This window comes from uncultured Sanguibacteroides sp. (assembly GCF_900543425.1).
In the GTDB taxonomy this organism is placed as follows: Bacteria; Bacteroidota; Bacteroidia; order Bacteroidales; family Marinifilaceae; genus Gabonibacter.
This window is the reverse complement of sequence record NZ_UQRQ01000009.1, coordinates 114,101-134,070: the sequence shown is the minus strand read 5'-3', so window position 1 is coordinate 134,070 and position 19,970 is coordinate 114,101. Positions and strand designations below refer to the sequence as shown.

General features: G+C 42.1%; 17 protein-coding genes. 9 read left to right on the top strand and 8 right to left on the bottom strand.

The features are described 5' to 3' along the window. The first annotated feature begins 15 nt into the window (after window positions 1–15). From glpA to QZR76_RS07015, 7 genes are all read left to right on the top strand, one after another. Window positions 16–1,635, top strand: coding sequence for an anaerobic glycerol-3-phosphate dehydrogenase subunit A (glpA, locus tag QZR76_RS07045; RefSeq protein WP_294141695.1), 1,620 nt, complete (start codon window positions 16–18; stop codon window positions 1,633–1,635). Between the two features lie 10 nt (window positions 1,636–1,645). Further along, complete coding sequence (gene glpB, locus QZR76_RS07040; RefSeq protein WP_294141693.1) at window positions 1,646–2,902, top strand: glycerol-3-phosphate dehydrogenase subunit GlpB; 1,257 nt, start codon at window positions 1,646–1,648, stop codon at window positions 2,900–2,902. 10 nt (window positions 2,903–2,912) lie between these two features. Further along, on the top strand, window positions 2,913–4,130 hold the full coding sequence (glpC, locus tag QZR76_RS07035; RefSeq protein WP_294141690.1) for an anaerobic glycerol-3-phosphate dehydrogenase subunit GlpC: 1,218 nt from the start codon (window positions 2,913–2,915) through the stop codon (window positions 4,128–4,130). Window positions 4,131–4,595: 465 nt separating this feature from the next. Continuing rightward, entirely contained in the window at window positions 4,596–5,936 is a 1,341-nt protein-coding gene (glpT, locus tag QZR76_RS07030) for a glycerol-3-phosphate transporter (RefSeq protein ID WP_294141689.1), read from the top strand. Window positions 5,937–5,956: 20 nt separating this feature from the next. Further along, window positions 5,957–7,447: a glycerophosphodiester phosphodiesterase family protein gene (locus QZR76_RS07025; RefSeq protein ID WP_294141688.1), complete on the top strand. Its 1,491-nt coding sequence runs from the start codon at window positions 5,957–5,959 to the stop codon at window positions 7,445–7,447. Between the two features lie 22 nt (window positions 7,448–7,469). Further along, the gene (locus QZR76_RS07020) at window positions 7,470–8,825 is read left to right on the top strand and encodes a porin (RefSeq protein WP_294141686.1); all 1,356 of its coding nucleotides are present in this window, start codon (window positions 7,470–7,472) and stop codon (window positions 8,823–8,825) included. Window positions 8,826–9,005: 180 nt separating this feature from the next. Continuing rightward, on the top strand, window positions 9,006–9,656 hold the full coding sequence (locus QZR76_RS07015; protein WP_294141683.1) for a tetratricopeptide repeat protein: 651 nt from the start codon (window positions 9,006–9,008) through the stop codon (window positions 9,654–9,656). Window positions 9,657–9,709: 53 nt separating this feature from the next. Here QZR76_RS07015 and QZR76_RS07010 read toward each other — a convergent pair whose 3' ends face one another. Further along, on the bottom strand, window positions 9,710–10,309 hold the full coding sequence (locus QZR76_RS07010; protein ID WP_294141681.1) for a MarC family protein: 600 nt from the start codon (window positions 10,307–10,309) through the stop codon (window positions 9,710–9,712). 213 nt (window positions 10,310–10,522) lie between these two features. Between QZR76_RS07010 and QZR76_RS07005 the strand changes: the two genes are divergently transcribed. Continuing rightward, window positions 10,523–11,302: a short-chain-enoyl-CoA hydratase gene (locus QZR76_RS07005; protein WP_294141679.1), complete on the top strand. Its 780-nt coding sequence runs from the start codon at window positions 10,523–10,525 to the stop codon at window positions 11,300–11,302. A 32-nt stretch (window positions 11,303–11,334) separates the two neighbouring features. Continuing rightward, the gene (locus QZR76_RS07000) at window positions 11,335–12,180 is read left to right on the top strand and encodes a 3-hydroxybutyryl-CoA dehydrogenase (RefSeq protein WP_294141677.1); all 846 of its coding nucleotides are present in this window, start codon (window positions 11,335–11,337) and stop codon (window positions 12,178–12,180) included. 38 nt (window positions 12,181–12,218) lie between these two features. Here the strand turns inward: QZR76_RS07000 and QZR76_RS06995 are convergent, their stop codons facing one another. The 7 genes from QZR76_RS06995 to QZR76_RS06965 all read right to left on the bottom strand — a co-directional run bounded on the left by QZR76_RS06995 (window position 12,219) and on the right by QZR76_RS06965 (window position 19,967). Next, complete coding sequence (locus QZR76_RS06995; RefSeq protein ID WP_294141676.1) at window positions 12,219–13,217, bottom strand: electron transfer flavoprotein subunit alpha/FixB family protein; 999 nt, start codon at window positions 13,215–13,217, stop codon at window positions 12,219–12,221. Between the two features lie 44 nt (window positions 13,218–13,261). Beyond that, complete coding sequence (locus tag QZR76_RS06990) at window positions 13,262–14,044, bottom strand: electron transfer flavoprotein subunit beta/FixA family protein (protein ID WP_294141674.1); 783 nt, start codon at window positions 14,042–14,044, stop codon at window positions 13,262–13,264. Window positions 14,045–14,056: 12 nt separating this feature from the next. Then, window positions 14,057–15,196 carry an acyl-CoA dehydrogenase gene (locus tag QZR76_RS06985; RefSeq protein ID WP_294141671.1) on the bottom strand — a complete coding sequence of 380 codons (1,140 nt, stop codon included), beginning with the start codon at window positions 15,194–15,196 and terminating at the stop codon, window positions 14,057–14,059. 97 nt (window positions 15,197–15,293) lie between these two features. Then, a complete protein-coding gene (locus QZR76_RS06980; RefSeq protein ID WP_294141669.1) occupies window positions 15,294–15,953 on the bottom strand; it encodes a 3-oxoacid CoA-transferase subunit B in 660 nt (219 codons plus the stop codon). 19 nt (window positions 15,954–15,972) lie between these two features. After that, on the bottom strand, window positions 15,973–16,764 hold the full coding sequence (locus QZR76_RS06975) for an OAM dimerization domain-containing protein (RefSeq protein ID WP_294141668.1): 792 nt from the start codon (window positions 16,762–16,764) through the stop codon (window positions 15,973–15,975). A gap of 118 nt (window positions 16,765–16,882) precedes the next feature. Next, on the bottom strand, window positions 16,883–18,439 hold the full coding sequence (locus tag QZR76_RS06970) for a lysine 5,6-aminomutase subunit alpha (protein WP_294141667.1): 1,557 nt from the start codon (window positions 18,437–18,439) through the stop codon (window positions 16,883–16,885). Between the two features lie 127 nt (window positions 18,440–18,566). After that, complete coding sequence (locus QZR76_RS06965; RefSeq protein WP_294141666.1) at window positions 18,567–19,967, bottom strand: DNA mismatch repair protein MutS; 1,401 nt, start codon at window positions 19,965–19,967, stop codon at window positions 18,567–18,569. Window positions 19,968–19,970 lie beyond the last annotated feature (3 nt).

The window sequence follows — 19,970 nt, the reverse complement described above, 5'->3', positions numbered from 1 at the left end:
TAAAAATTTCTGTATATGAAACAGGATACTACAAAGCCATTTGATGTCATTATTATCGGTGGGGGAGCTACCGGAGCAGGGACGGCAAGGGATTGTTCCCGGAGGGGATTGCGGGTGTTGTTGGTTGAGCGGTTCGATATCTCAACGGGAGCTACGGGTAGGAATCATGGATTATTGCATAGTGGGGCTCGTTATGCCGTGACGGATAAAGAGTCGGCGGAAGAGTGTATTAAGGAAAATATGATTCTGCGCAAAATAGCCAGTCATTGTGTAGAGGAGACGGATGGTCTGTTCCTTAGTTTGCCGGAGGATGATATCGCCTATCAGGCCAAGTTCGTAGAGGCTTGTCGCCAAGCCGGAATTCGGGCGGATGTTATTGATCCGAAAGAAGCTTTGCGGTTGGAACCGGCGGCTAATCCGGATATTATCGGAGCTGTTCGTGTTCCGGATGGTGCCGTAGATCCGTTCCGTTTGACTGCTTCCAATATAATGGATGCAAAAAATCACGGGGCTAAGGTGTTGACATATCACGAGGTGACGGAACTTTTACGGGAACAGGACCGTATTGTCGGGGTAAAGGTGTTGGATCACAAGACGAAAGAGGAGAGGAAGTATTATGCTTCGGTGGTTGTTAACGCGGGAGGAATTTGGGGACATAATATTGCCCGGTTGGCGGGAATTAATATTAATATGTTGCCTTCAAAAGGCGCTTTGTTGATTTTCGGGCACCGGGTGAACAATATCGTTTTGAATAGATGCCGGAAACCGGCGGATGCGGATATTCTTGTGCCGGGGGACACTATTTGTCTGATTGGAACGACCTCGAGCAAGGTGCCTTTCGAAGAGATCGATCATATGTGTGTTACGTCGGGAGAAGTCGATTTATTGCTGAGAGAAGGGGAGAAGTTGTCGCCTATCCTGGCCCAGACCCGAATTCTTCGGGCTTACGCGGGGGTTCGTCCCTTGGTAGCGTCGGATAATGATCCCAGCGGACGGAGTGTAAGCCGGGGTATCGTGTTATTGGACCATGCCGTCCGGGATGGATTGGAAGGATTTATCACGATTACGGGAGGTAAATTGATGACCTATCGATTGATGGCTGAATGGACGAGTGATTTGGTTTGTAAAAAATTGAATGTTTCGGCTGTTTGTACCACGGCCACGGAAAAATTGCCCGGTTCCCGGGAGAATATAGAAGAAATTAGTAAAAAGATTCTTTCCATACCCCTGACTCAGCGGAATGCTACGATTTCCCGGCATGGTGATATGGCCGGGAAGTTTTCCGAGAATACCTTTTTGGATAACAGTTTGGTCTGTGAATGTGAGGAGGTTTCTGTGGGTGAGGTAAAGTACGCGTTGAATGAGTTGGATGTGAATAACTTGATCGATTTAAGACGGAGAACGCGTGTCGGCATGGGTACTTGTCAGGGAGAACTTTGTGCTTGTCGTGCCGCTGGACTGATGAGTGATCTGCATAAATCTTGTACGAAGAGAGCAAAAGAAGATCTCTCTTCTTTCCTGAATGAGAGATGGAAAGGGATGGCGCCGATTGCCTGGGGAGATACTTTGCGCGAAAGTGAGTACACGTCTTGGGTTTATGAAAGTGTATGTGGTTTAACAGGGTCTCAAAAATAAGAAGAGTAATATGAAATTTGATACGATTATTATCGGTGGCGGCTTGTCCGGATTGATCTGCGGTATTTATTTGTCAAAAAAAGGACAACGTTGCGTTATTATATCTTCGGGCCAAAGTGCCCTGCATTTTTCTTCCGGTTCTTTTGATTTGCTGAATGCTTTGCCCGATGGAACCGGGGTGAATCATCCTTTGGAGGCGGTAAAGGAGTTGATTGTGCAAGCTCCGGATCATCCTTATGCAAAATTGGGGGCTGAAAAATTTTCAACCTTGACGGTAGAGGCCAAATCATTTCTTGAAGATGCCGGCGTGCCGGTTTTCGGAAGTGAACGGGAGAACCATTACCGGATCACTCCTATGGGCACGATGAAACCCACTTGGCTTACTTTAAAAGAGCAATTGATATCAACGGAAAGAGATCGGCTGCCCTGGAAAAAAATAGCTATTTTTAATATTACCGGATTCTTGGATTTTTACACGCAATTCATTGTGGATGAATTTCGTGAGATGGGGACGGAGTGTAGTGTTCATCTCGTTCATTTTCCCGCTCTGGAGAATTTGCGGAAGAATCCGACGGAGATGCGTTCCGTGAATATTGCCCGCGTATTTGACCATTCGGAAAATTTGAACGAATTGATTCGTATACTTCGGGAAAAGAGTGCCGATAGCGAAGCGGTTGTTTTACCGGCAATTCTTGGTTTAGGGCGAGATCATGTACTGGAATACGTGCAAAATGAAATAAAAAAGCCTGTTCGTTTGATATCCACGCTTCCGCCTTCCGTACCTGGGATTCGGGCACAACAGCAGTTGTGTCGAAGTTTTCACCAGGCGGGGGGAGTTTATATGCTGGGAGATACGGTGTTGGGGGCGGATAGGGAAGGAAACCGGATCACTCGTCTCTACTCTTCCAATCATGGAGATATTCCCTTCGCGGGGCAGCAGGTAGTATTGGCGACGGGGAGTTATTTCAGCCAGGGGCTGATCGCAGAGCCGGACCGGATATATGAACCTATTTTCGATTTGGATGTCTCCTATGTGCAAGATCGGGAGCAGTGGTATCGTCGTAATGTATTCGAGGTGCAACCTTATCAATCTTTTGGCGTAAAAACGAATACCGAACTCCAGGGTATGTATCGAGGAGAGCCTTTGGATAATCTATATGTAGCGGGGGCGGTATTGGAAGGTTATAATGCGATGAAGGAAGGGTGTGGTGCCGGAGTCTCTATTTTGAGCTCGTTGTATGTAGCAGAGCGAATTTTAAGCAAATAAAATGGATGTCATGAATCTTCAACAACATAATGTAAGTGATAATAATTTTGAACAATGTATCAAATGCACGATTTGTACGGTATATTGTCCTGTCGCAGCGGTAAATCCGGATTTTCCCGGCCCGAAGCAGGCCGGTCCCGACGAGGAACGATTGCGTTTGAAAAAGTTTAATTTTTATGATGAAGCACTGAAATATTGCATCAATTGCAAAAGATGTGAGGTGGCTTGCCCTTCTAATGTGAAAATAGGGGATATTATTCAAGCAGCCCGTATCAAATATAGCGAGAAAAAACCGAAACTTCGTGACTTTATATTAGCTAATACGGATTTAATCGGTAGTTTGTCGACTCCTCTGGCTCCGATTGTGAATGTGACATTGGGAATGAAACCTGTAAAAGCGGTTTTGGACGGTGTCATGAAAATCGATCATAGGCGTTCATTCCCCAAGTACGCTTTTGGTACTTTTGAAAGTTGGTATAAGAAGCAAGCGGAAAAACAAGCAGCTTATCCGGAACAAGTAAGTTATTTTCACGGTTGTTACGTGAATTATAATAATCCGCAGTTGGGAAAGGATTTGATTAAGGTCATGAATGCTTTTGGAATTGGCGTACAATTATTGAAAAAAGAAAAATGTTGTGGTGTTGCTTTGATCTCCAATGGTTTTATTAAACAAGCCCAAAAGCAGGCGAAAACAAATATCAAGTCCATACGTGAGTCTGTGATAGAGAAAAAAATGCCGGTAATTGCTACTTCTTCAACCTGTACATTTACTATTCGTGATGAATATCCGCATTTGCTGGATATCGAGAATTCGGATGTTCGGGATCAAGTGGAATTGGCAACGCGTTATATATATCGATTGTTAAGTCAACGGGAAGTTAAGTTGAATTTTAAAAAAGGAGAGAAATTAAGGGTTGCTTATCATACGCCTTGTCATATGGAAAAGTTAGGTTGGTCTTATTATTCGATCGAACTATTGAAATTGATCCCCAATATAGAGTTAATCGTATTGGATTCACAGTGTTGCGGTATTGCAGGAACTTATGGTTTCAAAAAAGAAAATTATAAAACATCACAAGATATTGGTAATTCGTTATTTAGGCAAATAGAGTCTTGCGATATCGATTACGTTGTTACCGATTGTGAAACATGTAAATGGCAGATTGAAATGTCTACAACGAAACGTTGTGAGCATCCAATATCAATATTGGCAAGCGTTCTGGAATAGCACGCTTGTCGTATTTTTGAAAGAGGAAATGTTTTATTTCGTAAATATAAAATGTTAAAACGAAATTTTAATCTAAATTTTGTTGAATTTTATTTTGATTTAAAAATGTTATTCTCTATTTTTGGTGCGAATTGAAATTAAATTGTTTCGAATTTGCAAGCAAACGATTTCGTATGAGTTCATTCTGAAATTGAATTTATCTGTTATTGTAAATATAAACACGAGAGTTATGAACCGAGAAAGCAGGAGGGATGGATTTTCGTTTTACGTTGAATTAGGAACTGTGTTTGCAGGACAATTTTTTCTACCGGTTTCGGAAATAAACGGGGATCGGTATACAATAAATCATACGATATCAGATGATTCGTTCGAAGATTGGAAGAAACAGATGAATTTTTACTCTCTGGGACGGAGTAGAATGACAGGTAGAAATAAATTAATTGTAAATAATTAAAATCTAATCACATGTGGAGTTTTTTGAAACCGGAGCCTCATAAGCCCTTGCTTCCAAAGGAAGAAATAGCTCCGACGTACAATCGATTACGTTGGCAGGTTTTCATTGGTATCTTTATCGGATACGCTGGTTATTATCTTGTTAGAAAGAATTTTGCACTTGCAATGCCATATCTTGTGGAGATGGGATTCGACAAAGGACTTTTGGGCGTTGCCATTTCGGCCAATGCTATCGCGTATGGTCTTTCCAAGTTTTTAATGGGGGGTGTTTCCGATCGTAGCAGCGCCCGGAAATTTTTGCCGTTGGGGTTACTCCTTTCAGCTTTGGTGACAATTATTTTGGGAACGGGTTTAGGAATTTCTTCCATCGTGTCGATGTTTATATTGCAATTCCTGATCGGATGGTTCCAGGGAATGGGATGGCCTCCCAGCGGACGAGTGATGACCCATTGGTTTTCTCAGAACGAGCGGGGAACTAAAATGTCTATCTGGAACTGTGCCCATAACGTGGGTGGAGCTGCAATCGGTCCTATGGCTGCTGTCGGTATGGTTTGGTTCGGTTCTTGGCAAGCCGGTACTTTTTGGTTTCCGGCGGTCGTTGCTCTTTTTGTTGTCGTGATCAGCTTCCTGTTGATCCGGGATACTCCGCAGTCCTGCGGTTTACCTCCTATAGAAGAGTATCGGAACGACTATCCGAAGAATTACAGTGCCAAATCGGAGGAGGAGTTGACAACGAAGGAGATCTTTTTCAAATATGTATTGAATAACAAAACGTTGTGGTTTATCGCCATTGCTAATGCTTTTATTTATTTGGTACGTTATGGTGTCTTGGATTGGGCTCCGACCTATTTGAAAGAGGCCCGGGATTTTAATATAGAGAGTATCGGGTGGGCTTATTTTGCTTATGAGTTTGCAGCTATTCCCGGTACGATTGTTTGCGGTTGGTTGAGTGACCGGGTGTTTAAAGGACGTCGTGCTTTGACCACTATGATTTATATGGCATTGGTGGCTGTGTTCATCTTTGTTTATTGGCAATTTGCCAGAACTCCGATGGCTATCAGTATTTGTTTGATTGCCATAGGATTCTTGATCTATGGTCCTGTCATGCTTATTGGGGTGCACGCGTTGGATCTGGCACCTAAAAAGGCTGCCGGAACATCGGCCGGGTTAACCGGATTTTTCGGTTACTTCTTCGGAACGGCCTTATTGGCTAATATCGGTTTAGGATATGTCGTTCAACATTTCGGTTGGAATTGGAACTTCATTGTCTTACTCTTGGCTTGTGCATTAGCATTCCTGTTTATCGGATTTACATATAAAGAGGAACAATATCTTGTTAAAAATAATCATTAACATTCCTAAAAATCGAAATTATGATTAAAAGACTATTTCATGTCGCATGGGCATGCGGGTTAGTAGCCTCCGTGATGTCGTGTGAAGATCAAAAATTTAATGATGTGACAGTTGATGTCGACCGCGTACACGTGGCGACTTTGTCTGAAGAGATGCAAAAAGTTCGGGATTACGTTCCGGAATATGCCGTGATGGCTCACAGAGGTTCTACGTTTTGGACACCGGAAGAGACGGAAGCTGCTTATCGTTGGGCGAGGGAGATTGGAGCCGATTATTTGGAATGCGACATGCAGGTATCGAAAGATGGTGTGGTATTGGCTTTGCACGATACGGATTTAAAGCGTACCACTAATATCGCGGATGTTTTCGGAGAAACACTTCCCACGGCACTAAGGAAGGAGTACTACGAGAAATTGGGATATACTGCCGAGCAAATCGATAGTTTACTGCTTGTGGACACGAAAAATTTTGTTCCCAATTATCCTTCTTCTTATACCTATTACGAGTTGATGCATTTGGATGCCGGAAGATGGTTTAACGAGAGCAGTTTGGAGCAAGCTCGTGCCGGATTCGTGGAACAGCATCAGTATATTTCTACTTTGGAAGATTTGGTGATGTATTCAAAAGGATATCGCTTGAAAAGATATAAAGCAGGAGAGACGGATCCTTTTGGACTTTGGAAGAATCCGGAAGGAGAACGTGTCGTAACCGGAATGACGGCCACGAACAAGACTATTACCAATCCCATTAACTTTGTTACGGTCGATAAGATTGTTAAATATGATTTTGAGTATGTGATAGATACAAAAGCTGACGGAAGTGCACTTAGCGGAAATATTCCGGGTATCTATATCGAATTTAAGGAGCCGTGGTTGAATCCGGCTGGATTTGAACAAATGGTATATGACGAGTTATCGGAATTGCATATGAATATTATTACCGAGCCTGCAAACGAAAACGAGCCTTTTTACAAGGATCATAAAGTGAATGTAGGTAATACAAACGGTAAGGTGGTTCTTCAAACTTTCTCTTTGCAAAGTTTGGTACAGGTAAGTAAAGTATTTGAAGGAAAAGTTCCGATGTGTTTCTTGTTGTGGTTGGGAAGTGGCGCTACGGATTTGACTTATGACGATCCTACTGGATACGCTTCGTTCATTAATTTGGGTGTACAATATAAGGCTCATTTCATCGGACCGTGTATCGGCGGAGCTCCCAATGATTATCCGGAATTGAACAAACCTTGGCAGAATCATTTGATTCACCGGGCAAAAATGAAAAACCATCCGTATACTTTTGATACTTACGACCAGATGGCTAAATATTTTGGCCAGTATAATTACGGTGTAGAGGGTGGAGCCATGTTTAAAGCTCCTTATCTGGATGCATTGTTCACCAACCACTCGGATATGTCTCTTCAATACATGATTAATTTTAATTGGAGAAGTAAAGATGCTCCTCAAACTGTACCGGATGCACGTCAATTACTGGAAGAGTTGGGTTACGAAAAATAATCACATTTAATTGCATATACAAATGAAGAAATATATATTATTCCCTCTTGTGTTAGTAGCTGCCATGCTGTCTTCTAACGTGATAAAAGCTCAGGATCAGGATGTAGAGCCTTTGTTGAAATATATTAATAAGGAAAATGGGCTTAAACTTACGGCTGGAGGTCGTCTTTTTGCTGATTTCGCTTATTACCATACGGAATTTACTCCTATGAAATCGGGAGCTGCAATTACCGATGCCCGTATTCGTACCTCTTTGACGTGGAAAAATCTCTATTTCTATGCTGATTTCGATTTCTCCAAGGGAACTTTTAAACAGAAAAATATTTTTGTGAGGTATAACTTTAAAGAGTCTGTGAATGGTATTCACAGCGTGAAAGCCGGTTATTATAATGAACCTTCCACGATGAGTTTGAATACCAGTTTGTATAATTATCACTTTATTTCTCGTCCTGCCGGAGTAAATGCGTTGTCTCCAGGACGTGCCTTGGGGGTTACTTACAAGTATTTTGATAAAAGCTTTTTTGCCGATCAAGGTTTTTTTGCTGAAAACAAATACAACGATCAGATTGCCGGATTCCAAGGATTCAGTTTGAGTGGCCGTTGGTTATACAAACCGATCAATAATAGCGATATGACCTTGCAATTCGGTATCGGTATGCGCTACGGAAGGATCAACAGCGGTGAAGTCATTAATGATAACGTGTTTAAGACTAACCTGGAAATCGAGGCTAATATGCAGACCTATGTGGATGCTACCACCCGTTTCCTGAATGCTGATGTTGCTTGGGCAAAGAACACGTTGAATGTAAATCCTGAATTATTGTTCAGAACAGATCGTTTCTTCTTCCGCGGAGAATATATTTTCAAAAAAATCTGGAAAGACCGGGATGATTTGACGTTATTCGAAAATCAATTGGGTGGTCAGCAAAGCTGGCAAACGCTGGAATCTTGGCAGAATGGAAACCCGATTCGTGCTTCCAAGTTTGATGCTGCTTATGTTGAGTTAGGTTATTTGTTGTGCGGTAAGGCTTATACCTACGATGACGAATACGCTTTGTTGGGAGGAATGAACGATAAAGGCGGACTTGAAGTGGTTGCTCGTTATAGCTACACGAATTTGAATGATATCAATAAAGGCGATGTATTCTTGATCGGTAATCATAAGTTCTATCCGAATGGAGAGATAAAAGATTATCCGGTGGTTTCAACCAGTATCGGTGGAGGTAGAATGCATGCCGTTACTTTGGGGTTGAATTACTCATTCAATCAATATGTTAAAGTGATGGGAGAGTACCAATATGCTAATTTGGATAATGTTTATTTTCCCAATGATAAAAATTTCCACCAGCTGCAATTGCGGTTAATGGTTTCTTTCTAATGATAGGTAGGTTTGTAAGAAAGGAGGATGACTCAAGTCATCCTCTTTTTTTTGAGAAAACAGAACGGGTTAATTTTATATATTTTCTATATTTTTTGAGCACAAGAGTTTTTATTAACAATTGTTTTTTTTATTTTTGACATCGAAATGTCAATTATAAACTATATCAATTACTGAAATATGAAAATAGTCGGCTTAATTTTATTGTTCTTTTGGGTTGCAACTAAAGGATCTTTCGGTCAGGTTGATGTGCGTGAAGTAAACAAACCTATCGAATTATTGAATGAGGCGAATGCGGATATTAAGGATGGTAAATATAAAGAAGCTGTTCCCAAATTATTGGCAGCAGCCAGATTGAACCCGAAATTGAGAGATATTTACATTTCATTGAACCAGGCTTGCCCTCAAACCAATCAAATCTCAGTATTAAAGGAGTACCTGAAAAAAGCAAAAACTATTTTTATTGAAGATGATGAAATTTGTTATTATTTGGGGAATGTCTATCAAAACGAGAATAATTTCGTTGAGGCGATAAAAGAGTATACTTTAGCTATCAAATACGCTAAAATAAATGGCGAAGAGTTTGATCTGACGTATGCTTATTATTTGAATCGCGGAAATTGTTATTTAAAGCGAAATGAATTTCAGAAAGCCATTCAGGATTATACTTACTCTTTGTCATTGAACGATAAAAGCGGAGCATTATATGCCAATCGGGGGATTGCTTATTTTAAAACCGGGAAAAAGACAGAAGCTTGCCGTGATTGGAAAAAAGCCAAAACCCTCGGGGTGACGAGTGTCGGACAGTATTTGAGCCGGTATTGTAAATAGATAATAAATTACATTTGAAGGAGATACACGGTTGTTTTCTTCCAATTGTTTTATTATGGATTTAAAGTCTCGATCAATGAGGTCAGGTTACTGGTAAATAATTTTACGGAAATTGCCAGCAGGATGATTCCGAAGAATTTCCTCAGGATGTATACTCCGCCTTTTCCGAATATTTTTTCTACTAATGAAACGTTCTTTAAAACCAAATAGACAACAATAATATTCAGAATCAAGGCGATAATAATATTAACAGTGTGGTATTCCGCTTTTAGAGCCAATAGGGTAGTTAGAGTGCCCGCTCCGGCAATGAGAGGAAAAACCAAAGGTACGATCGTGGCCGTATCGGCGGGACCGTCGTTCTTAAAGATCTCTATACCGAAGATCATTTCGACAGCTAACACGAAGATGACCAAAGCCCCCGCGACGGCGAAAGAGGAGATGTCTACGCTGAACAGACCTAATAGAGCGTCTCCGACAAAGAGAAAACTGAAAAGGATAAGGAATGAAAATAAAGCTGCTTTTGCCGCGTTTATTTTATGATGTTTATTTTGAATATCTATGATAATGGGAACGGATCCCGTGATATCGATTACTGCAAATAAGACCATAAAGGCACTAACAATTTCCTGTATGCTGAGTATTGAAATATCCATATTTTAAATCATTTATCCACTTGAAATTATAAATCATATCTTTTTATGATCTCTTCTCTTTTTGTCAGAAAAGGATGAATTAAATACCAAATAAAAGTATTATTTTTGCCTGAATCCTATCCATATTGATGATATGGATACGTAAAAATCCGGGCAAAGATACTGAATCATAGGATTCTTTCAAAAAATATAAATGATAAAGAAAAGATATTTATGGAATATACGAAGTTAATTGTCGAAAAACAGGAGAATATTTGTCTTGTAAAAATCAATCATCCGGAGGCATTGAATGCTTTGAATTCTGTTGTGTTGAAGGAGTTGGATGCTGTTTTTACTGCTTTGGGTGAAGATGAGGCTACGGATGTTGTCATTTTGACGGGGGAAGGACGTTCTTTTGTTGCCGGTGCCGATATTTCGGAGATGAGCGGTTTGAACGCCGTTGAAGGCAAAGCATTCGGAGAGTTGGGAGCTGCTGTTTTCAGAAAAATCGAATTGTTAAATAAGGTGGTTATAGCTGCCGTGAATGGATTTGCTCTGGGAGGAGGGTGTGAACTGGCGATGGCCTGTGATATTCGGATCGCTTCTTCGAAGGCGAAATTCGGACAACCGGAAGTCGGCTTGGGAATTACTCCCGGATTTTCGGGAACACAACGATTAGCCAGAATTGTAGGGATCGGAAAGGCGAAAGAGTTAATTTATACGGCCGATGTTATTCATGCCGAAGAGGCTTACCGGATCGGATTGGTGAATAAGCTGGTTGAGCCTGAAAGGTTATTGGAGGAGAGTTTGAGTATGGCTAAGAAGATTGCTTCAAAAGCTCCTTTGGCGGTACGATACTCGAAGGAGGCAATAAACCGGGGAATAGAATCGGATATAGAGACCGGTATTGCTATTGAAAACGATCTGTTTGGACTTTGTTTTTCCACGGAAGACCAGAAGGAGGGGATGAGAGCTTTTATAGAAAAACGGGGAGCGACTTTTCAAAAGAAATAATAATATATTAATAAAAGAATTGGAGGTTTAATATGAAAATTTGTGTCGTAGGTACAGGTACAATGGGTAATGGTATTGCCCAGACATTTGCGCAGGCTGGTCACGATGTATTGTTAAAGGGGAGGTCAGAGGCTTCTTTGGCAAAAGCACATAAGGCCATTGATAAGAGTCTTTCCAAAATGGTGGAAAAAGGCAAGATGGAAGCTGCTCAGAAAGAGGCAATCATTGCCAAGATTAAAGATACCATGGTTTATGAAGATTGTAAGGAGGCCGATTTGGTGATTGAGGTTGTGGCTGAAGATATGAATACCAAGAATGAGATATTTAAAACGTTGGATGCAGTTTGTAAACCTGAGGCCATATTGGCAACCAATACCTCTTCTCTTTCGATTACCGAAATTGCGGCGATGACCAATCGTCCGGAAAAGGTTATCGGGATGCATTTTTTCAATCCCGTTCCCATGATGAAATTAGTTGAAGTAATCAAGGGACAGTTGACTTCTCAAGAAGTACATGATAAAATCATGACGATTGCCGCAGAAATCGGTAAAACTCCCGTGAGTGTGAATGAAGCTCCCGGATTTGTCGTAAACCGGATTTTGATCCCGATGGTTAACGAAGGTATCGGCATTTATGCCGATGGCGTTGCTTCCAAAGAGGAGATCGATGAAGCGATGAAGTTGGGAGCAAATCATCCGATGGGACCTTTGGCATTAGGAGATCTGATCGGTTTGGATGTTTGTCTGGCTATTATGGAAGTATTGTATCATGAATTCGGAGACTCCAAATATCGGCCGCATCCCTTGTTGCGTAAGATGGTTCGGGCTAATTTGCTGGGTCGGAAAACCGGAATCGGTTTCTATGACTATCGTAAATGATAAGGATAAAAAAACCGGGAAAATTTCCCGGTTTTTTTTTATTCTGATTTTTTCAATCGTTCGGTAAGTAGGGGAACGATTTTCCGTACATCTCCTACAATACCCAAGTCTGCTACATTGAAAATAGGCGCATACTTGTCTTTGTTGATTGCAATGATATATTCTGCTTCTTCCATTCCTGCCAAGTGTTGGATAGCTCCGGAGATTCCCATGGCAAAATAAACATCCGGGCGAACCGTTTTACCGGTTTGTCCTACTTGACGTTCATGTCCGAGAACTCCGGCATCCACCATAGCACGGGAAGCCGATACTTCTGCACCTATGGTACCGGCCATGGCCCGCAAAAGGTCGAATCCTTCCGTGTTTCCGACTCCTCGTCCTCCGGATACCAAGATATGAGCCTCCGTGATGTCGATCAGGTTCTTCTGCTCTTTTACGGTTTCGATTACTCGTACGCGGAATTTGGATTTGTCAAAATGGATCGTAACATCCTCGATTGTTCCTTGACGATTTGTATCCCGGTGACCGATCCGCATTACTCCCGGACGAACGGTGGACATTTGAGGACGATGGTCTTTACAGATAATGGTAGCCATCAGGTTTCCTCCGAATGCCGGACGAGTCATCAATAAATCTCTCTCTTCTGAAATTTCCAATCCGGTACAGTCTGCCGTCAAACCGGTTTCTATACGGGCTGACAGACGCGGACCCAGATCCCGTCCGATGGTGGTAGCACCGATTAAAACGATACTGGGTTTGTTGTCTCTTACAATTTGATAGATCGCTTGAGCATAGGGTTCTGTTACATAGGTCTCTAATTCGGGAACGTCTACGCGTAAAACCGTATCGGCTCCGTAAGCGATACACTCTTGGGCCTGAGTAGATAAGTTATGCCCTAATAATATGGCATATACTTTTTCATTTAAAGCATCTGCCAATTCTCTGGCTTTACCTAATAACTCCAGACCCACATTTTGGATTACGCCTTCTCTTTGTTCAACAAAGACGTAAACATTTTTGTATTGTGATTTATCCATCTGACTTTTTAATTTTGAATTTGGAGAAAGACTCTAAATTCTTATTAGATAATAAATTTCTCTTTTAATTTATTGATAATAATATCGGCAGCTTCCATTGGCTCTACCTCGTAGATTTGTCCGGCAGCTTTCACTCCCTTTGTGAATGATTTGTACACCCGGGTAGGAGATCCGTTTAATCCGATTTTCTTTTCATCTACGGTGATGTTCGTGTAATTCCATAATTCGATTTCACGGTCGTAGGCTTCCACTATACCTCTCACGGACATATAGCGGGGTTTTACACCTGATGCCAATGCCGTTAATACGCAGGGAGCATCTACTTCTACGATTTGATGACCTTCCTCCGTAGATTTTTTTATGGTAAAAGTTTTCTTTCCGTCAAATTTCAGGTCTTCAACGTAGGTTACCTGAGGTAAGTCCAAGTGCTCTGCGATTTGTGGTCCTACTTGTGCCGTGTCTCCGTCTATAGCCTGACGTCCGGTAATTACCAAATCGTAATCCAAGGCCCTCAGGGCTCCGGCTATGGTATTGGAGGTCGCTAACGTATCGGCACCGGCAAATTTACGGTCGCTTAATAAAATGGCCCGATCGACGCCCATGGCAAAAGCCTCTCTTAGGATTGCTTCGGCTTGTGGCGGTCCCATCGTGATAACGGTTACATGGGCTCCATATTGATCTTTTAATTGAAGGGCAAATTCAAGACCTCCCTTATCATCGGGATTCATGATACTGGGAACCCCGTCTCTAATCAGGGTTCCGGTTACCGGATCAAGTTTAATTTCCGTGGTATCCGGAACTTGTTTAATGCAAACAACTATTTTCATGTTGACTTTTTTTTACTTTAATAAATTAGCTGCAATGACCATTCTCTGAACTTCTGAAGTTCCTTCATATATTTCAGTGATTTTGGCGTCTCTCATCATTCTTTCAACCGGATATTCGCGGGTATAACCGTATCCTCCATGGAATTGTACCGCTTTAGTCGTTACTTCCATAGCTGTTTCAGCAGCAAACAGTTTTGCCATTGCGGCATCTGCGGAATAGTTCTCTTTCCGGTCTTTTTTGAAAGCAGCCTTTCTAACCAATAGACGTGCAGCATGAATCTTTGTTTCAAGATCTGCCAACTGGAATTGGGTATTCTGGAATTGTCCGAGAGCTTTACCGAATTGCTTACGCTCTTTCACGTATTTTACCGTTTCATCCATAGCTCCCTGTGCAATACCAAGAGCTTGAGAAGCAATACCGATACGTCCTCCGTCCAATGTCTTCATGGCAATGCCGAATCCTTTACCTTCTTGTCCCAGTAGATTTTCTGCCGGAACAATACAGTTCTCGAAAATCAGTTCGCAGGTAGCCGATCCGCGAATACCCATTTTTTTCTCTTTTTTACCGATAGAAAAACCGGGGAAATCTTTTTCCACGATAAAGGCAGTAATTCCTCTTGTCCCTTTGGACTTGTCGGTCATAGCCATAACTATATACACGTGTGCGTATCCGGCATTCGTGATGAAAATCTTAGATCCGTTCAGTACGTAATGATCTCCCTCTTTCACGGCCATTGTTTGTTGTGCAGAGGCATCCGTACCGGCATTAGGCTCGGTTAACCCGAATGCTCCGATCCATTCGCCGGAAGCTAACTTGGGAAGATATTTGGCCTTTTGTTCGGGAGTTCCGAACTCCATGATCGGGGCACCGCATAAAGAGGTGTGAGCCGAGACGATAACTCCTGTTGTCGCACATACACGGGATAGTTCTTCTACAGCCATCGTGTAAAGAACATTATTTCCACCAGCTCCGCCGTATTCAACGGGGAAGGGAATACCCATAATACCTAACTTAGCCATTTTTTCTACGGTTTCCATAGGGAATCTTTCTGATTCGTCTACTTCTGCCGCAAGAGGTTTTACCTCTTTTTCCGCAAATTCTCTGATCATTTGCAGAAATAATTCTTCTTGCTTGGTTAATGAAAAATCCATTTTATAATTTTAGATTTAATGATTTTAAATTGAATGAGTCATTGTATTCATACCGGATCATCCAACAAATGATCCGGTATGAATATTTATAACTATCTTATTGAGCCATAGGCTTTAGATCATCGGAGATAATGAGTTGAGCCTCTGTGGCAGCTTGAACTTGTTCTACCGTAAATTCAGGATGGATTTCACGTAAAACCAATCCTTTGGGGGTTACTTCAATTACTCCCATCTCCGTTATAATCAGGTTTACCTGTCCGGCAGCTGTCAGCGGCAAGGTGCATTTTTTCAGGATTTTAGGAGCTCCTTTTGCCGTATGTTCCATGGCTAAAATTACTTTTTTAGCTCCTACTAATAAATCCATAGCTCCTCCCATGCCCGGAGCTTTTTTCCCGGGAATGATCCAGTTGGCCAAATCTCCTTTTTCATCTACTTGTAAAGCTCCTAATATGGTTACATCGACATGGCCTCCCCGGATGATACCAAATGAGGTCGCACTATCGAAACTGCAAGCCCCTTCGATGGCCGTGATGAAACCGCCTCCTGCATCCGTTAGTTCCGGATTTTCTTTACCTGCTTCAGGTTTAGGGCCCATACCCAATAAACCGTTTTCCGATTGTAAGATAACGTGTACGTCTTTCTTTAAATAGTTTGGTACTAGAGTCGGCAATCCGATTCCTAAATTTACCACGTCTCCGTCTTTTAATTCGAGAGCAACCCGTTTGGCAATGACTTCTCTGATTTGATCTTTATCCATAGCTATATTGATTTTGGATTTATTTGTTGTTCATTCTTTTATCCAGTTCCTGCGCTATAAAAGAGGCCACATCGTCGGCATAAGTATTCATGCCGAAACCGGCATCGTAGCCTAATTCCTTTGCTAATTCATGTGATATGCGAGGGCCTCCGCAAGCTAAAATTACTTTGTCCCGGAGCCCTTCGGCTTCCAGCATTTCCACTAATTCCGTCAAATTCTTAACATGGACGTCTTTCTGGGTTACGGTTTGTGACACCAGTAAGGCATCCGCGTGGAGTTCGATAGCCTTGGCGATAAACTCTTCATTGGGCACCTGACTCCCCAAATTGTGTGCCTCTATCATATCGTAACGCTCCAGACCGTAGTGTCCGGCGAAACCCTTCATATTCATGATCGCATCGATACCTACCGTATGAGCATCGGTTCCGGTACTGGCCCCGACAACGACGATCGGCCGTCCGATGTGTTCACGGATAAACTCGTCTGTCTCGTGCATTTCCCATTTTGTAGATTCGACTTTAGGAACATGAATTGCCGTAAAATCAACCGTGTGTGTGCAACTTCCGTAACAATTAAAGAAGGTATAACCTTCGGTTAATTCCTTACTGAATACAATCTGGGGGTTTTCAAACCCCATTCTCTTCAGTAGTTGTTTTGCGGCCTCGATGGCCTCTTCTCCGGCAGGAACGGGTAAGGTAAAACTTAATTGTGTTTTACCGTCGTTCATTGTATCGCCATATGGTTTTATTTTTTTCAGATCTAAGGTCTGATCAAAATCATTTTTTTCCGTTGAATATAATCCACCACTCATACGAATTGAAAATTGAAAATGAAAAATTGAACTGGTTCAATAGATCATTTGTTGTTATTATTTAATTTACACGTTCATTGAAACTTTGGGATTTGAAATAATATCTGGTCCTCGAATTTCAATTTTTTTTGAGCATCAGCTCAATGAACGGATTGTAATAGTTTTTGCCTTTTTCTACCACTCCATCCAATCCTTTTCCTCCGTTCTTCGGACGTTTGATATCCGCAAAAATTCCCTTTTCCAGAGCGGTAAATAGCCCCTCTTTCTCGATACTTTCCACGAGAGCGGTAGCTTTATCCAAGACCTCTTTTGCCCGGCTTTGAATAATTCCGTCCGTCTTAAATTCTACCTCATCTCCGATATTTTTCATATTACCGAAAATGTATTTTGCATTTTCAATAGAGAGGTAACGGTCCGACATGAAAGGAGTATGGATAGCTTCTGTCGGCATTCCTAATAACTGAATGCCCTGTGACGTCCAGATACCGATCATGTTAAATAGAGCGTCCTGAATATGGCCGCGGAAAATATTACCAGTCATGAATTTGGTCGGAGGCATGTATTTTAGCGGGGCGTTCGGGAAAATTTCGCGGGTCATCTGGGCTTGTGCCAACTCGAACAAGAAACCGTTTTCCTGCATCGGATCCATTTCGAAAGCGTGTCCCAAGCCCATTTGTTCTTCCGGAAGTCCGGCAATGAGTGCTAGTTGCTCATTGATCAAGTCGGAAGCTAATACCGTATGAGCTTGTTCAATCGCATCTGCGGTAGTTAAATAGTTGTCTTCTCCCGTGTTGATGATAACACCGGCAAAACCGTTAATAACGCGTGACATGAATTGATCGACCAGGGTACGTTGCATATTGATGTCACGGAAAAGAATACCGTAAAGGGCATCGTTTAACATCACGTCCAGTCCTTCCAGTGCTCCCATGGCTGCAATCTCGGGCATACACAATCCGGAGCAGTAGTTACATAACCGGATATACCGGCCTACTTCTTCGCCTACCTCATCCAGAGCTTTCCGCATGATCCGAAAGTTCTCCTGAGTGGCAAAAGTTCCTCCGAAGCCTTCTGTCGTTGCCCCGTAAGGAACGTAGTCCAAAAGACTTTGTCCGGTCGTACGGATAACGGCGATGATATCGGCTCCCTGACGTGCGGCTGCTTGGGCTTGTACTACGTCTTCATAAATGTTTCCGGTCGCAACAATAACATAAAGGTAAGGTTTCGGACCTTCACCTATCGTTTTTAGATAGTGCTCTTTCTTTGCACGACGATCACTGATGCGTTTGATACTGGCTTCTACATAAGGCTTTAAGGCCAAGTGAATCTCTTCGTTCGCATGGACGGGAAGTTTTGTCATATCCAATTGACCATCAGCTACCTTCTCTGCAATTTCCTGGGGCGTCATGCCTGTTTCGACAATCGAATTACCGAGGAAGAAAAGAATACCTTGATTCAATACCCCTTGTTCCTTGAGCTCGTCTACCAAAACATTGGGAAGGGGGACGGTGTTTGCATCCACACCATCGATACCTAATAGACGGCAGAGAGTCCGTTCTACGGCAACAGTGGAGTAATGTTCCACGAATTTTTGTACGTCTTCGGCTATTTTCTTGGACACTTTTTTCGCGTGTGCCACTTTGTTAAAATCCAGCCCTAATTTACTGTTCTGCATAGTCTTTTTGTTATAATTTCATGTCCGTTTTCCGGGAGAGAGGAAAAAAGACTCTCTTGCCTTGATCTTGATTTCTTCTCTTTATTTCCCCGTATTCGAACTTTATTTTAATTTAATATTTTCTTTTCTATTCCCGGTGCAGATAACTTTCTGCCCGATCCAGCAAATTCTCGTCTACTCCTAATATACGAGCTATACGCATCGCTTCCTGCGGAACGGATGTGTCGTTATCTTCTATCAAGGAGTAATCAATGTATTCGTTTATATTATTTATGGTTAATGTTCCTTTTACTTTCTCTTTAATAAATCCTTTTACCCTTAATTTCCGGCAAGAAGCTTGGATACCACTATAATGAGTGGTAATCAGGGAACGGACTTTATTTTCCGTGAGAAAATCGAGTACGGCATTCACTATCGCTTTTCCCTCCGTGGGATTAGTCGTACGTGCCAGTTCGTCGATGAGAATAAGGGCGTTTTTACCTGCTTTTATATCTTGGATGATTCGGTTGATCCGGAGCATCTCGGAAGCAAACGAGGATAATCCGTTGAGTTCACATTGTTCGTCTCCGATACATAGTAGAACTTCATCGACCGGAGCGATCCCGGCTTGAACAGCCGGTACGAAAAATCCGAATTGAAAAAGGGTTTGGGCCAAAGCAACGGTTTTAAGAATGACGCTTTTTCCGGCCATATTGGCTCCTGTGATCAGACAGGCTCCTTTTTCCATTTCGATATCAATCGGTTGATATGTTTTTTGTTCACTTTCCAAAACTTTCTTGACTTGGGGATTAAAAATGCCCCGGTAACAAGTGGTATATTCTGAAAGTTCAGGCTTACAGAGATGCATACTGATGGACTGTTTGGCTTTGGCGATAAGGATATCCAACGTTGCAATACCCGTTAGAGCCTCCGCAACAGAGAGAACAAAGCTCTGTAATTGTCCGGAAAGTTTTTCCCGTATTTCATCCTCCAGCGAGACACTTTGGAAATATATTTTTTCTATTTGTTTCTCATCTGCTTTCCCCGATTGTTTCAGTTTTTTTATTTCATTTCGTAAACCAGCCAGCTCGGGAGAGTAAGTGTCGTATATATAAAAGTAAGGAATACGCATCTTATCCGGATCAAGGATATCAATGACGGGTTCGAGATCAGGAATACGAATGATATCGATTTTCGCCGCCTCTAATAAGGAACGGATATCCGTAGCCAGCAAGGAGAAGTTTTTTAGTTCGAATAGTTCTATATCATCCAGTCCCTGGTGTTCTTCCAGCCGGGAAACCGTACCCCGAATGTCTTTTATTTGCATCAGTTTTATGCCGATCTTGGAAAAGCTGTCAGCATACTGGGTGTCCCGAAGGTAAAAGCACATCCGTTCTACCCGGTTTAGTTCACTAATAATTTCCTCCGGGTGTTGCCGATAGGGAGTTGCATAGAGAACCCGTTTCGCCAGACCGGATTGTATTTCCAGCTGGTCGATCATAAACCTGAATCCGTTCACTTCTTCTATGGCATTCCTTAATAAAAACATATT